This window comes from Streptococcus sanguinis, assembly GCF_019929145.1.
Taxonomy (GTDB): domain Bacteria; phylum Bacillota; class Bacilli; order Lactobacillales; family Streptococcaceae; genus Streptococcus; species Streptococcus sanguinis_U.
Window position 1 is genome coordinate 1,118,618 of sequence record NZ_JAHZOW010000001.1, and the last position, 15,486, is coordinate 1,134,103.

The 15,486-nt window shown below is 44.6% G+C and carries 12 protein-coding genes; all 12 read right to left on the reverse strand.

Annotated elements, in window-relative coordinates; all coding sequences use genetic code 11:
- Window position 1: 1 nt before the first annotated feature.
- The 12 genes from acnA to K1I94_RS05360 all read right to left on the reverse strand — a co-directional run bounded on the left by acnA (window position 2) and on the right by K1I94_RS05360 (window position 15,480).
- A complete protein-coding gene (gene acnA, locus K1I94_RS05305; protein WP_223314643.1) occupies window positions 2–2,665 on the reverse strand; it encodes an aconitate hydratase AcnA in 2,664 nt (887 codons plus the stop codon).
- Window positions 2,666–2,877: 212 nt separating this feature from the next.
- Window positions 2,878–3,786 (reverse strand): magnesium transporter CorA family protein, encoded by a 909-nt coding sequence (locus tag K1I94_RS05310; RefSeq protein WP_223314644.1) that lies wholly within the window; start codon window positions 3,784–3,786, stop codon window positions 2,878–2,880.
- Window positions 3,787–4,123: 337 nt separating this feature from the next.
- Window positions 4,124–5,668, reverse strand: a complete 1,545-nt coding sequence (locus tag K1I94_RS05315; RefSeq protein WP_004187794.1) for a peptide chain release factor 3 — start codon at window positions 5,666–5,668, stop codon at window positions 4,124–4,126.
- Window positions 5,669–6,102: 434 nt separating this feature from the next.
- Entirely contained in the window at window positions 6,103–6,789 is a 687-nt protein-coding gene (locus K1I94_RS05320; RefSeq protein WP_002900863.1) for a YwaF family protein, read from the reverse strand.
- Between the two features lie 18 nt (window positions 6,790–6,807).
- Window positions 6,808–7,494 carry a YwaF family protein gene (locus K1I94_RS05325; protein WP_223314645.1) on the reverse strand — a complete coding sequence of 229 codons (687 nt, stop codon included), beginning with the start codon at window positions 7,492–7,494 and terminating at the stop codon, window positions 6,808–6,810.
- Window positions 7,495–7,601: 107 nt separating this feature from the next.
- Window positions 7,602–8,213, reverse strand: a complete 612-nt coding sequence (locus tag K1I94_RS05330; protein WP_061592087.1) for an NUDIX hydrolase N-terminal domain-containing protein — start codon at window positions 8,211–8,213, stop codon at window positions 7,602–7,604.
- Entirely contained in the window at window positions 8,203–9,573 is a 1,371-nt protein-coding gene (locus K1I94_RS05335) for a UDP-N-acetylmuramoyl-tripeptide--D-alanyl-D-alanine ligase (protein WP_223314646.1), read from the reverse strand. The genes K1I94_RS05330 and K1I94_RS05335 overlap by 11 nt, the downstream gene beginning before the upstream one ends.
- Before the next feature lie 80 nt (window positions 9,574–9,653).
- Window positions 9,654–10,700, reverse strand: coding sequence for a D-alanine--D-alanine ligase (locus K1I94_RS05340; protein WP_223314647.1), 1,047 nt, complete (start codon window positions 10,698–10,700; stop codon window positions 9,654–9,656).
- 218 nt (window positions 10,701–10,918) lie between these two features.
- The gene (recR, locus tag K1I94_RS05345) at window positions 10,919–11,515 is read right to left on the reverse strand and encodes a recombination mediator RecR (protein WP_002897999.1); all 597 of its coding nucleotides are present in this window, start codon (window positions 11,513–11,515) and stop codon (window positions 10,919–10,921) included.
- Window positions 11,516–11,618: 103 nt separating this feature from the next.
- Window positions 11,619–13,685 carry a penicillin-binding protein PBP2B gene (gene pbp2b, locus K1I94_RS05350; protein ID WP_223314648.1) on the reverse strand — a complete coding sequence of 689 codons (2,067 nt, stop codon included), beginning with the start codon at window positions 13,683–13,685 and terminating at the stop codon, window positions 11,619–11,621.
- 209 nt (window positions 13,686–13,894) lie between these two features.
- Window positions 13,895–14,587 carry a phosphoglycerate mutase gene (locus tag K1I94_RS05355; RefSeq protein ID WP_002896114.1) on the reverse strand — a complete coding sequence of 231 codons (693 nt, stop codon included), beginning with the start codon at window positions 14,585–14,587 and terminating at the stop codon, window positions 13,895–13,897.
- A gap of 149 nt (window positions 14,588–14,736) precedes the next feature.
- A complete protein-coding gene (locus K1I94_RS05360) occupies window positions 14,737–15,480 on the reverse strand; it encodes a hypothetical protein (RefSeq protein WP_223314649.1) in 744 nt (247 codons plus the stop codon).
- Between the last annotated feature and the right edge of the window lie 6 nt (window positions 15,481–15,486).

Consider the following 15,486-nt stretch of genomic DNA (forward strand, 5'->3'; position numbering starts at 1 on the left):
CTCACACCTCCTCTAATTTCTTTCTAACGACCATGGGCAAAATCCCCCCATTTTCATAGTAACGAATATCCGCCTCTGCATCAAAACGCAGCCGAGCTTGAAAAGCTATTTCTTCAGCGCCTTTCCGCGCTACCACGTCAACTAGCTGGCCAACTTGTGGGTTCTGTGGCAGATTGATGTCGAAAGTCTCCTTGCCTGTTAAGCCCAGACTAGCCGCATTTTGGCCCTCTAGATACTGCAGAGGAAGAATCCCCATCATGACCAGATTGGACCGGTGGATACGCTCAAAACTCTCTGCCAGCACCACCTTGACACCCAAAAGATTAGCTCCCTTAGCTGCCCAATCACGGCTAGACCCCATACCATAGTCTTTACCAGCTAGAACTATGGTGTCAATTTGCTCTTCCTTGTAGCGCATGGCTGCTTCATAAATGGATAGCAACTCTCCTTTATAATCTGTGTAACCACCAATCTTTCCATCTGCCAGTTCATTTTTAATCCGAATATTGGCAAAAGTCCCCCGCATCATGACCTCATGATTGCCCCGACGGCTGCCATAGGAATTAAACTCTTGGTAATCCACTCCATGCTCCAGTAAATAGGAAGCTGCTGGGCTGTTTCTGGCAATATTTCCTGCTGGGGAGATATGGTCTGTCGTCACCGTATCCCCAAATTTTGCCAGCACTGCAAGATTTTTCAGAGGCTGAATGGCTAAATCATCATCCAAGCCATCAAAGTAAGGTGGATTTTGAATATAGGTCGAAGCCTGATTCCACTGATAATTTTGAGAAGAGGCTGTCGGAATCTGATTCCATTTTTCATTGTCGTCAAACACATGGGCATATTCTTTTTCAAAAAGCTGGCGCGTCACATATTTTTGAACATAGTCTGCAACCAAGTCGTGCTCCGGCATCAAATCCATCAAATAAACCGGCTGTCCCTTTTGATCATAACCTAGTGGCTCGCTGGTCAGATCGATATTGGTATTTCCAGCCAGAGCATAGGCAACTACCAAGGGCGGACTAGCTAGGAAATTGGCCTTGACCAGTGGGTTGATCCGACCTTCAAAATTGCGATTTCCTGAAAGAACAGCACTAGCCAGTAAGTCAGTATCCGTAATCGCCTGAGCCACTTCCGGTCGGAGATTGCCTGAATTTCCAATACAAGTGGTACAGCCATAGCCGACAAGATTGAAACCAAGCTGATCCAGATAAGTTTGCAGACCACTCTTCTTAAGATAGCCTGTGACCACCTTGCTGCCGGGAGCCAAAGAAGTCTTGACGGTCTTTGAGACTCGTAAGCCTTTTTCTACTGCTTTCTTGGCCAAAAGCCCTGCCGCCATCAAGACATAGGGGTTGGATGTATTGGTACAGCTAGTAATGGCAGCGATAGCCACATGGCCCGTCTTAATCTTCTCCTCATGGTTAGAAAATTGGACCACTGCTGACTTTTCAAGCTCGCTCTCATCTAATCCAAAGCCTCGGACCCCCGCTTCTCTGACTAGACTAGCTTGAAATTCCTCTTTAGCAGCTGTTAATTCAATCAAATCTTGGGGTCGCTTGGGTCCTGAGATGCTCGGCACAATGCTGGACAAATCAATTTCGACTACCTTGGTATAGTTCGGCTCAACCTTTTCATCATAGAAGAGGTGATTTTTTTGAGCATAGAGACGGGTCAGCTCGATATGATCTTCTGATCGATTGGTCAGACGCATGTAATTGAGCGTTTCCTCATCTATCGGAAAATAACCACAGGTAGCTCCGTATTCCGGCGCCATATTAGCAACTGTTGCCCGGTCAGCCAGACTTAGATTAGACAAACCAGGCCCAAAGAACTCGACAAATTTACCAACAACATTTTCCTGCCGCAAGATTTGCGTGACCTTTAAAGCCAAATCTGTCGCTGTCGCAATCTTAGGCAGCTTGCCCAAGAGACGAACACCAATCACCTCAGGAACAGGGAAATAAGAAGCCTCACCCAGCATGGCAGCCTCAGCCTCAATCCCACCGACTCCCCAGCCCAGAACACCGATCCCATTAATCATTGTCGTATGACTATCCGTTCCAAACATGCTGTCTGGATAGAGTTGGCCATCCTTTTCAATGATGACATCACTGAGAAATTCGATATTGACCTGATGGATAATCCCAGTAGCAGGGGGAACCGCACGATAATTATCAAATGATTTTTCTGCCCACTTGAGAAATTCGTAGCGCTCATTGTTACGGACAAACTCTTGATTCATATTGGCCTCTAGAGCTATGTCACAGCCATAAAAATCCACCTGAACACTGTGATCAATAACTAAATCAACCGGAATCTCTGGATTAATCTGATCAGCTTGACCTCCCTGTCCGACAATAGCATCGCGCATACTAGCCAAATCCACCACGACAGGAACACCTGTAAAATCCTGGAGAATGACTCGGCTAGGCTTAAAAGGAACTTCTCCGCTTGGTGATTTAGCTCGATAATGCATCAAAGAGCTAATGTTATCTTTTGTTACATCAATCCCGTCTTCCTTACGAAGAACACTTTCTAATAATATTCGTATAGAATAAGGAAGTTTTTCTATATCCCCTCCTAGTAGAGCCGAGGCTTTCCCAAGGTCTATGTATTGGTATATTTTACCTTTGTAATTTAAATCGTTTAGGTATTCTGCCATATTTCTACCCCTCACTTATTTTAAATTGTTTTATATTATACTTTATTATGAAAATTTATGCAATAAAAATTATAATTTTTATGTTATGTTTTATTACATAAAATAACAGTTTTTTAAATGCAGGCAAACTGTACTAATCATTTTCTTTCCAAAGCAAGAAAAAAACAAGCACCATTCTCGGTGCTTGTTATAGGGAAAATAATTTCAAATGTTTACTTCTTATTGGCCAACCATTTAAGAAGCTTGGTCAGAAGTCCCCAGATGATTAGACTAATGACAACAATATAGATCCAGGCATTTTTATCATTAGACAAGGGCAGAGGAACATTCATACCAAAGAAACCAGTGATAACTGCAAGCACTGCCAGAAGGACCGAAATGATGGTCAATACCGTCAAATTGTCATTCAGATTGTTGTTCAGGATATTATTGTAGGAGCCAGAGAGCTGGCTGAGAACTTGAGCAATCAGATCAGTCATCGAAACGAGCTGACGAGCCTCAATCATAGCATCCTCAAATTGCTCGGTTTCTAATTCATCAAAACGGCGATAAATGCCATGACTCTTAATATGCTCTAGGAGCATACGATTCTGCTTAGCTGCAGCAACTAGATAGACCATAGAAGTTTCCAAGTCGGACAGGGCAAATAGGTGTTTTTTGGTAGTGGTCTGACGCAGGAGAGCATTAATCTCATCCTTGCGCTTGTCCATCCGCTCAACAACCGGATAGTAAGAATTGGAGATCAACTCTAGACTAGCAAAGAGAAACTTATAGACCGATACTGGCTCATGACGCTCAGTATAAGACTTCATCATATCGACAATATAGGCATTATCCTGGTTGCTAATCGTAATGAGCCGTCTCTGTTGCACCACAAAGGTCATAGGAATCGTCTCATAATGTTCCTTATCTGTCGCTAGATCAAGGACATTGTAGATAAAGACAACAGTTCCATTCTCACGATTGTAATCCATGTGAGCCCGCTCGTTCTTATCCAGCGCATACTCGATGGTCTCTTTATCAATTTCATAATCCTGATAAATCCGGGCATTCTTTTTGAAACTATCTGAGTCAATGTTGATCCAGACAGACTGATCTTTTAGTTTTCTTTCCAGAAACATGGAGCTCCTTTCTACAATGTAGAATAATTCTCTAATAAACTAGCACCCAACTTCATAAACTCTTCCTGCAAGTAAATATGCAATGTCGGAGCACAAAACCAATCAAATCAACTGCCTCGCCTAATGAGATTAGTCAAGTGGTTAGCAAGGGGCCAACTGAACTCGGCCTTAGTAACCTTAGTTTGTTATACAATCATAACAATCCCATTCACTACGACACGGAGTTTGGCAAATCGATTTTATTTGCCAAACGCAGTTAGTAAGGTACTTAGCCATGGTCCCATAGGACATGGCGTAGATTGCTTAGACTACTATGTAGCCAAGCAATCTTAGTACGTTACATCTTCTCTTCCAGTTTAACATCTGGATACTTGTCCGCGAACCAGCGCAGGGCAAAGTCGTTTTCAAAGAGGAAGACTGGCTGATCAAAGCGGTCTTTGGCTAGAATGTTACGGCTAGAAGACATGCGCTCGTCCAAGTCATCTGGTGAAATCCAACGGACAGTCTTTTTACCCATAGGATTCATAACTACTTCAGCATTGTATTCATTTTCCATGCGGTGCTTGAAGACTTCAAACTGAAGCTGACCGACAGCGCCCAGCATGTACTCGCCCGTCTGGTAGTTGGTATAAAGCTGGATGGCTCCCTCTTGCACCAGCTGTTCAATCCCCTTATGGAAGGATTTTTGCTTCATGACATTCTTAGCCGAAACTTTCATAAAGATCTCTGGAGTAAAGGTTGGTAGAGGCTCAAATTCAAATTTATTCTTACCTACAGTCAGGGTGTCGCCGACCTGATAAGTCCCCGTATCATAAACCCCGATAATATCACCAGCTACAGCATTGGTCACATTTTCCCGACTCTCAGCCATAAACTGAGTAACATTAGACAGCTTAGCGGACTTGCCAGTGCGAGGCAGGTTGACACTCATACCGCGCTCAAACTCGCCTGAAACGATACGAACAAAGGCGATGCGGTCGCGGTGGCGCGGATCCATATTGGCCTGAATCTTAAAGACAAAGCCTGAAAAGTCTGGGCTGAGTGGCTCGACTACCTCGCCATCTGTCTTCTTGTGGCCATGCGGTTCCGGAGCAAACTTGAGGAAGGTTTCCAGGAAAGTCTGGACGCCAAAGTTGGTCAGGGCTGAGCCGAAGAAAACAGGTGTCAGCTTGCCAGCCAAAATCGCTTCTTCCGAGAATTCATTCCCAGCTTCGCTCAAGAGCTCAATATCTTCCTTAACTTGCTCATAAAAAGGATTGGAAGCAAACAGTTGGTCGCCTTCTGCCAGAGTCGCAAAGCGCTCCTCGCCCTTATAAAGTTCCAGCCGCTCATTGTAGAGGTCATAAAGTCCCTCAAAGCTCTTACCCATGCCAATCGGCCAATTCATCGGGTAGCTGGCAATGCCCAAAATCTCTTCCAGTTCTTCCAGCAAGTCCAAGGGCTCGCGACCGTCACGGTCCAGCTTGTTCATAAAAGTGAAGACCGGAATATTCCGATGCTTGACAACCTCAAACAATTTCTTGGTCTGAGCCTCAATACCCTTGGCCGAGTCAATAACCATGACCGCAGCATCCACAGCCATCAAGGTCCTATAAGTATCTTCTGAGAAGTCCTCATGCCCTGGCGTATCCAGGATATTGACCCGCTTGCCATCGTAGTCAAACTGCATGACAGAGGAAGTCACTGAAATCCCCCGCTGCTTCTCAATATCCATCCAGTCAGACTTGGCAAAATTACCCGTCTTTTTCCCCTTGACTGTCCCAGCCTCACGAATCTCGCCTCCGAAGTAGAGCAACTGCTCTGTGATGGTCGTCTTCCCCGCGTCCGGGTGGGAGATAATGGCAAAGGTCCGGCGTTTCTTAATTTCTTCTTGTAAAGTCATCTTCTTCTCTTTCTTTCATTTAGGATAATGGCGAATCTTAGTATTTGTTTTTTGATATTTTACATTGGAGTATTCCAACCTTTCAACCTACCTATTATAGCGGATTTAGCGCTTTTTTTCAATTATCTAAAGAAGATAAAAATCGCCCTTTCGTGCGATTCTATTCTCCTAAGTCAATGAAATTTCCTTTAAAATCTGACAATGACACAAATTGCAAAGATTGAGTTCAACCCCAGTAAACAGAGCAGGCGCTTTTTCTGGTTTCCAGCTCTTCTTTTTCTTCAGATGTCACAGAAGCGTCTAGCTCGACCAACTTAAAGAGTTGATAGACAAATAGTCCATTTGTTACTAGAAGCAAAGCAGGGCGTGATAAGGCTTCCTAATAAAAAAATCCTGCCAAATTAACTTGACAGGAGCTATAAATTTAAAGTGAATTAACTGCGGACCAAACTTAACTGCTTTTTCCACCGTTTCTTAAACAATATATCAAAGAGAACCAGAGCCAGAGAAAGGATGACTGACACAAGGAGGTACTTTATCCATAGGGGGGCATCAGGGATGAAAGGCGGACTTTTTAGCAGACCGTAATTTCCTCCGGTCACTTGATTAACGCCGACTAGGAAAAGATTGAGCCCAAAGGTGTAGGCTACAATCATGTATTTCTTGAGCAGGGTCTTGTCATAGTGATTCATCAGATAAATCAAGGAATTAACCAAGAGGGCATAGTGGCCAATTAGGAAAGAAAAGCTGGTAATGTGCGGGAAATCATAGGGGTCAAAAACTGGATAGCCCAAGGCAAAGACCGCTCCGCTAGCTCCTAAAAGAGCAAAATACTGCTTGCTGCGCCATTTGTCTGGCAGAAAGACCACCGCAAACATAGCCAGGCGGCAATGATAAAAGGGTAAGCTGTTGGTAAAGGGAATTCGAAAACCAAAATACCAGCTATAAAGCATCAGCAGTTGAGCAATCTGAATCCACTTAAAAGCTTTGACAAAACGCGGATTATCGTGGTATTTGAGCGAGCTCCAAATAGACAGCAAAACCAGAGCAATCATCACAGCATACCATAAAATCGAGATAGGCGGTGCTACCGTTTTTGTCGTAGTTAAAAAATCTTTCATAAATCCTCCATGAGATAATTAAGTTAGGGTGACTGTCTTGGTCTGCTCCACGCGCTTAAAAATTTCAGAAACCAAGCAGACTGCTGCACTTAAGACGATTGAAACAAGCAGATAATTGAGCAAGAGTCCGTGATTGCCAACAAGCGGCGGATCTGTAAGAAATCCATAAGAACCCTTTGTCAACATATTGATAACAAGCAAAAAAGCATTCATCATAAAGGTCGTCCACACCACTCGCTGCCAGCTCATAGAGAAAGTATGATAATATCTGAAAAGATAAATCAAACAATTTCCCAAGAGCGCTAGATGACCGATGATAAAGGACAAAATAGTGATATGGGGAAAAGGATAGGGATCAAAAATCGGATAGATAAAGGCTACAATCGAACCAAAAGTCCCCAAAAGTGCAAAATAAAATTTATACACTGAGCGATTAGGCAGAAACATCAAGGCAAACATAGCCATTCTGCAATGATAAAAAGGCAGACTCTCAGACAAAGGGGCAGCAGTCAGCATATACCAAGAGTAGAGGCCTATCAGCTGGCAAGCTTGCATCCCGACAAATAGCTGCTGGTAAGGCTTCCGATTGTAGTAGCGATAGGAAAGCCAGATAATCGCAAAGACCAGCCCCAAAAGAACAAAATACCAAAGTCCCAGTTGAGGCGGTTCGGTTTTATAGGTTGTAAACATATCTCTTATTCCCATCTCCTAGGCTCCCATTCTAATATAAGGTTTGAACGAGGTTGATTTTACCTGTTGTTGCAATAATTTCTAACTTTTTCAGACAAAAAGCATTCCAGAAACTTACTTAACTAATCCAAATACTGTTCTCTATCTCCTTGATAAATCTCCCAAAGGATTTCCAACTGTTCTTTTGTCGTCCGCTTAGAGGATAATTCTGGTAAAGATTGGATATCAAAGAAAGCTAACTCTTCTATTTCTGTATTAGGCTGAAAATCTCCATCCTCTATCTGACACTCGAAGACCAGTTTAGCATATTGCTTACTCTGAAATTGAAATTTATTAGTATCAAAAATTGCAAGCAGACGCGAAACTGAAACATTAAATCCCGTTTCTTCTTGGACTTCCTTGACGATATTTTCCTTAGGAGATAGGCCGACTTCACAAAAGCCGCCAGGTAAAGCCCAAGTTTTCTCATTTTTACCCTTGACTAAACAGACTTTCCCGTCTCGAACCAGTACAGCTCGGACATCAATCAAGGGAGTGGCATAAAAATCCGTTGGGCGCAACAGCTCTGCCAATTCTTTCCCATCCAAATCTGACCAATCAGCCAGGAGGTGTCCCAAAAGCTGACGGAGTTCTAAGTAACGCTCTCGATCAAATTCATCACGACTAAATGCTAGACCTGTCTCTGTAATAGAAAGGAGACGTTGAATGGTTTTTGCAATTTCTTTAGTTTCCATCTTCCAAGTCCTCTACCAGCTTCGCCAGATTCATGGAATTGCTACCTTTGAGAAGGATTTGGTCGGCAGGAGCAAGCTTCTCTCTGACAGCTTTGGTCAGCTGTTCAAACTGGTCTTTCTCGTCATTTTTGATAAAGTAATGGACCTTGCCTGGCGGGTAGATTTCCTTGGCATAGTCATAGAGAGCTTCCATGTCCTGTCCATAAAGGAAAAGGTCGGTCACAATTTCTGGATTGAGACTGGTAATCATCGAGCCATGCATAGACTTAGAGTCCGCTCCCAGCTCTTTCATATCCGCCAGCACTGCCAATTTTCGTCCGCCTGGATTGGCCGGAATGGTCGAGAAAGTCTCCAGAATCAAGCGCATGGCTGTTGGATTGGCATTGTAGACATCCGATAGGATATCTGCGCCATTACCAGCTTTCTTCCACTCTGTTCGATTGCGGGTCAGCTCCAGCTCAGAAAAGGCTTGAGCAATAGCCACCTCAGATACCCCCTCCTGCAGAGCTGCATAGGCTGCAATCATGGCGTTGGTTGCATTATACTTACCGGTCACAGGCAGGTCAATCCTCTGCTCTAAAAAGTTGCATTCAAAGCTCAAGCTGTTCTTGCGCTCTTCCAAACGCGTCAGGAAGATATCCGCATCAGGACCAAAGCGAACCAGTTTGCAGTCTGCTGGCAGAAATTCATTGACAATCTTATCCGCCGGAACAATCAAGAGACCATCTTTTCTCAAACCGTCCGCAATCTGCATCTTGCCTTGGGCAATTTCAGCTCGGCTGCCGAAAAATTCCAGATGGGCTTCTCCAACCAGAGTTACAATGCCTGTCTTAGGTTTGGCAAGTTCAGACAGGAGATGGATATCGCCCAAGTGGTCCTGCCCCATTTCTAAGACAAGTTTCTCTGTGTCCTCAGGCATGTGCAGAACTGTGTAAGGCAGACCGATTTCGTTATTGTAATTACCTTGGGTCTTATATGTCTTGTAAGTGGTTGCTAGTAGCTGAGCCAGCATATCCTTGGTTGTCGTTTTGCCGTTGGAACCTGTCACTGCCAGCACATCCACTTGCTTCTTTTCCAGATAGTACTGGGCCAAGCGCTGAAAGGCCGTCAGGACATCATCGACCAAGATATAAGCCCCCTCTGCAACTGGACGCTCAGATAGGGTGGCAGCAGCTCCCTGGGCAAAGGCTGTTGGGATAAATTCGTGGCCATCACGTGCTCCCTTAAGGGGCACAAAAAGGTCACCCGATTCAATCAAGCGGCTGTCAAACTCAGCATTTCTAAGCGCGACATTTTCAAACTGAGTCACATCATTTTTCGCAGACAGGACTTCTGCGATTTCATATAAATCTAATTTCATACTTCTTCTCTTCCTCATTTTTCGGTTTGCTCGCAAAAAGAAAGGACCGAAAATTTTCAGCCCCTCTATTATATCATATTTTAGAGAAGATGCGCCTCTCTCTTGGCAAATGCCTCTTCAGCTAGGCCAACTAGTTTCTCAATCAAGTCAGGATAGGCCAGCCCCATATTTTCCCAAAGCAATGGATACATAGACCACTGGGTAAAACCTGGCATGGTATTGAGCTCATTAAGGAAGACCTGACCATCTTCTGTATAGAAGAAATCACAGCGGGACAGTCCCAGACCCCCCAGAGCTCGGAAAGCGGCCTCTGCATTTTGACGCATCAGGCTCACCACTTCTTCTGGAATCTTGGCCGGAATATCCATGGTAATTTTATTATCAATGTATTTGGCTTCGTAGTCATAGAAAGCCACGTCCTTGACCACTTCTCCAGGCTGGGTACTCTTGACGTCAACATTGCCCAGAAGCCCAACCTCAATCTCGCGAGCTGTCACTCCTTGCTCAACCAGTACCCGACTGTCGTATTTGAAAGCCAGGTCCAGAGAAGCACGCAGTTCTGCTTGGTTCTCCGATTTAGAAATGCCGACACTGGAGCCCATATTAGAAGGCTTTGTAAAGACTGGATAGGTCAATTGCTCTTCGATTTCCTGGATTTTTTGCTCTATATCCTCTCCATCAACTAGCGCCACATAAGGCACTTGGGCGATACCTGCCGATTCCAGCACTCGCTTGGTCGTGATTTTATCCATGGCCAGGCCAGAAGATAAAATATTACAGCCAACATAAGGCATTTTGAGTACTTCTAGAAAGCCTTGGATAGAGCCATCTTCGCCCATGGGACCATGCAGGATCGGAAAGACCACTGCTCCATCTTCGTAAATATCGCTAGGCTTAATCTTCCGAGACATATCAACTGTGGCATTGGTCATCAGCTTCTCATCAGCTGCTGGCTTTGCTTCAAATTCCTGAGTTTGGATAAAATCTCCATCCTTGGTGATGAAGTAAGTCTTCACCGAGAATCTATCATAATTGACAGCCCGCATGACGCTCTCAGCTGATAAAACCGAAACTTCCCGCTCTGCACTGCGTCCGCCATACAATAAAATCAATCTTTGTTTTGCCATGATTTTTCCTATCATTTTCTAAAAATAGTACAATTTACAAAAGCTGCCAGCCCGAGAAGAATCAAGTTCAAAAGCTTGGTTTTGCATCTACCTAGCTAGTCAAGTCTTCCAAGCAGAAGCTTCTGTATCAGTCCGTTTTAGTATATCACAATTCCTAGCATTTTTGAACAGAAAAAAGGACTCTTCCAGCCAGCTAGAGCCAGAAAAATCCTTTATGTTTATAATTCCGTCCGATTTTCGATAGCGCGAATCAGTGTAACCTCATCCGCATACTCAATATCGGAGCCAACCGCCAAACCACGCGCTAGGCGAGTCACCTTAATCCCAGCGGGCTTCAAGACCCGGGAGATATACATGGAGGTCGCTTCGCCATCCGCAGTCGCATTGGTCGCGACGATAACTTCCGTTACCTCACTATCCATCAAACGAGTAATCAGACTCTTGAGATTGATGTCATCCGGTCCAACGCCGTTCATAGGTGAAATCAAGCCGTGCAGGACATGATAAAGTCCGTGGTATTCCTGGATATTTTCCATGGCTGACACATCCCGGCTGTCCTCAACGATCAAAATAGTTGATTGATCGCGCGACTGGTCTTGGCAGATAGCACAAGGGTCTTCGTCCGTCAGGTTGCCGCAGACAGAGCAGTAGCTCAGCTCACGCTTAGCAGCCAGAAGATTCTTGGCAAATTCATTGACATCGTCATCGCTCATGCCAATAGTGTAAAAAGCCAGTCGAGTGGCTGTTTTGATGCCAATGCCGGGCAGTTTTGAAAAACTGTCAATCAGCTTGGCAATAGGGGTTGGGTAAAGCATAAAATCCTTTCTCTATTCTCAAAAAATCTCCTCAAACCAGATTGCTCTACTTGAGCACTGACAACTTAAGCTTTCTCCGTTTGCTGATGATTTTCATTGAGCACTAATTCATAGGGTGTTGTTGATTGTATAGATTGATAATATCACGAGTGATACTGTGGCTGACAGTAGAAGATAGGTCCGTATTGTGAGGGAACACCACCGCCACCGCAATCTGCGGTTTCTCACTTGGTGCATAGGACACGACATTGGTATTGATGGCTTCTTTCTTGCCCTTGTCCACAAAGGTCTCAGCCGTACCAGTCTTGGCACTGATTGGCACACTCTCTCCCTGAGAAATAGTCCGGCCAGTCGTAAAGCCACTGCTGCCATGAACCACTTGATAGAAGCCTTGCTTGATAATGCTCATATCCTCGTCAGAGATATTGACCTGGTTCAGCTCCTTGGTATCAATTTTCTGCACCAAATCACCGAGTCCTCCTTGGTCGCTGTTACCGTAAATGCCTTCAACGATATGCGGAGCCACACGCTTGCCGTTATTAGCTACTGTTGAGGCATACTGGGCCAGCTGAAGCGTTGTATAATTGTCAAACTGGCCGAACGAATTGGTCAGATAGTTAGCAAAGGTAAACTTGTCTGGAAGATAGCCTGTGGACTCATTTGGCAAATCAATCCCTGTCTCAGTGCCCAGACCATATTCTGCAAAGGTCGACCGCAGCTTTTTCATGGACGGATCCAGCTCATCAAAATCCAGCTTCATATCCGCTGAGTAAGGCGTTCCCATCATCTTCAGCGCCACCTGCACCATATAGGTATTGGAAGAGTATTCCAAGGCCTCTTGGGCTGTGATAGCACGTGAACCATACTGGGTAAACCAAGAAGTGATACTGTCCGTACCGCCAAAGCTAATCGGCTGGTCTGTCAGGACTTGGTTGCCGCTAATGGCATTATTCTCCCAGCCCGAGGTCAATGTTGCAGCTTTGACCACAGATCCCGGAACAAAGACATTGGTCATGGTTCCCAGAGCATCGACAGAGTTTTCTCCAGTTTCCAGATCGTGCCGGATGCCTGCCATAGCCAAGACGGCGCCGGTATTTGGATCCATAGCTACAGCATAGACACCCTCAGAGTAGGTCGCATTGCCACTCACCAACTCCGCATTAAAGGCATTTTTGAGAATGTCCTCCACTCCTTGCTGGAAGCTCAAGTCCACCGTCAGCTTGAGATTGTCTCCCTTACTGCCGTCAGAGATATTTTCCACACTCTCCATATTACCATTTTTGTCCAGATGAATCTCCTTCTCGGCTCGCTTGCCTTGAAGGACCGACTCATACTGCTTTTCCAGATAAGAGGTCCCCACCCGGTCATTAAGGGAGTAGCCTTTTTTCAGGTAATCATCCACTTCCTCAGCCGGAAGTCCAGTCTTTTCTGTCGAGATATTACCCACGATAGAAGCCAGCGAGGTATCCAAGACCTTGCGGTCCCAGCCCGTTGAGACACTGATACCTGGCAAATCCTTGCTGCTGGAAGCCAGTACAGCCACCTGCTCTGTTGTCAGCGGATCTGTCTGGATGGTCCCCGTCGCAAAGTTGGAAATCGCATTCATCTGACTAAAGAGAACAATGGCCTTCTTTTCCTCATCCGTATAGCCCAGCTGCTTAGGGTCAATGCTTTCAGCTGCCGCCTTATAGATTCTGGACTCAGGCAGGCGGTTACCATCTGTATCAAATTTCTTGTCCTTGGGTAGCTTTTCCACTACTTCCTGATAGACTGCGCTGTCCGCCAAATAATAATCCACCTCTTGGCGGTCTGTCACCTCTGTATCGCTGACACTGATATAGCCCAGGAGCTTTTGAGCTGTCGCTCGAATCTCACCAGCCGTCAGCCGGTTATCCCGTGTATAGGTCACCACCTGCTTGGTCGTATTTTCCACCAAGGGCTTTCCAGTAGCATCATAAATCTGCCCACGCACTGAGCTAGTGGTAATCTTGGTTTTACTGGCCTTGGCCAACTTATCTGTATAAAAGTCCTGATTGACCACCTGCATATAGCCCAGACGGGCAATCAAGGCTAAAAATAAAAACATCACGATTCCAAACAGCAGATAAAGCCTTCTGGTGATGGAATGACTGTCAAATTTTCTCTTCTTCCTTGCCATCTTCTCTCTCATTCTAGTAAAAGTTCTGACCTTTATTTTACCATAAATCCAGCTCGATGAATGTTTCAAAACTGATAGAAAATCTGAAAAAGTGGACGAGTTAAGAAGAAATCCGTCAAAGCACGGAACCTAAAAGACTTACCGGCTAGGCTTCTAACAATCCTTGTCCTTCCTCTCTGGAAAAGCAAAGAACCTGAGAATAATCTCAGATTCCTTTAAGCTTATTTTCCAAGGTAGTATTCTTTTACTACGTTCAATTTCTCGTCAAATTCGAATACCAATGGTGGGAAGTTTGGAATTTCCACATCCATGATTTCATCGTCAGACAATTGTTTGATGTGCTTCACAAGGGCACGGATTGAGTTACCGTGTGCACCTACAAAGACATTTTTGCCATCTTTCAAAGCTGGAGCAATCTTGTCTTCCCAGAATGGAAGGGCACGCTCAAGCGTAACTTTCAAGTTTTCAGCATCTGGAATAACTGAGTCGTCAAGTGAAGCGTAACGACGGTCAGTGTGTGCTGAGTACTCATCATCACGTGGCATTGCTGGAGGCAATACATCGTATGAACGACGCCAGATATGCACTTGCTCATCACCAAATTGCTCAGCTGCTTCTGCCTTGTTTTTACCAGTCAGGCCGCCATAGTGACGCTCGTTCAAACGCCATGATTTTTCAACTGGTACCCAAAGCTGATCAGCTGCTTCCAAAGCAAGGTTAGTTGTCTTAATCGCACGCTTCAATACTGAAGTGTAAGCTTGGTCAAACTCAATACCTGCTTCTTTAATCAGTTTACCAGCGTCGATTGCTTGCTGTGTACCTTTTTCAGACAAATCAACATCGGCCCAACCAGTGAACAGGTTAGCTTTGTTCCATTCAGACTCACCGTGGCGAGCAAAAACTAATTTTACCATTAGATGGATTCTCCTTTTATTTTCCGAGGCAGTCCCCGTTTATCTATTCTATTTTACAAAATTTTCGCCTAAAAAGCTAGCCTATTTCGTCAAATCAGACCTTTTTCAGCAAGAAAGCGCTTTTGTATTTCCTAGCAGAAACCTTTGCCCTAACACCCACCAGACAGATAAACCTCATTAGCTTCCTTGAGCCAACAAGTCCGTCTCCTGTCTATCAGTTGATGAATGGCCAACAAGCCTGCTACTATCCAGTTACAAAGCATATTGACAAAGACAAAGAGCTCTACTCCCTTAGTCTGCTGGGCGGGAGTTAGCTGAATTTGCTTGACAATCAACGATTCTCCTTCCATTTCGTAAAACTTAGGCATATAAGCACTTAATAAGATGATAACAAAGATAAAGAGAGTAAGCTGAACTGGCCAAGAATAAAGAATTTTATGAAAATGCTCAATCCTCAAAGAGAAGGTAAAAAATCGCTTAACACGCTCTCTTGCTACAAAAAGGATAAATAAGGGAATGTAGCCAAAAAGTGTCACACTAAATAAGGTGGGATTATGAGAACTAGAAGGAATAAATCTACTAAATCCATAGTCGCCTGTCCATAGAAACCAGCCACCTATAACCTGTGGCAACCAATAAGATAGAATGATAATGAGCAGTGTTGAAGTAATCCCAATTTTGACACTCCATACTCGCTTCACTTTTTGATAAATCAGAAAAAGACGTGAGCGATCCACACTGTTTTGAGGAAGATTTTCCTTTATTAGCTTGCCACAGGAAGGACAAATAGGATAGTCCGATTCCCCTTCAAAAAGAAGATGACGGCATTCCAAAAGAGGCGATTCATCACTGTCTGACAACTCATCCAGCCATTTCTTTCTCCACCAGAACATAAGACC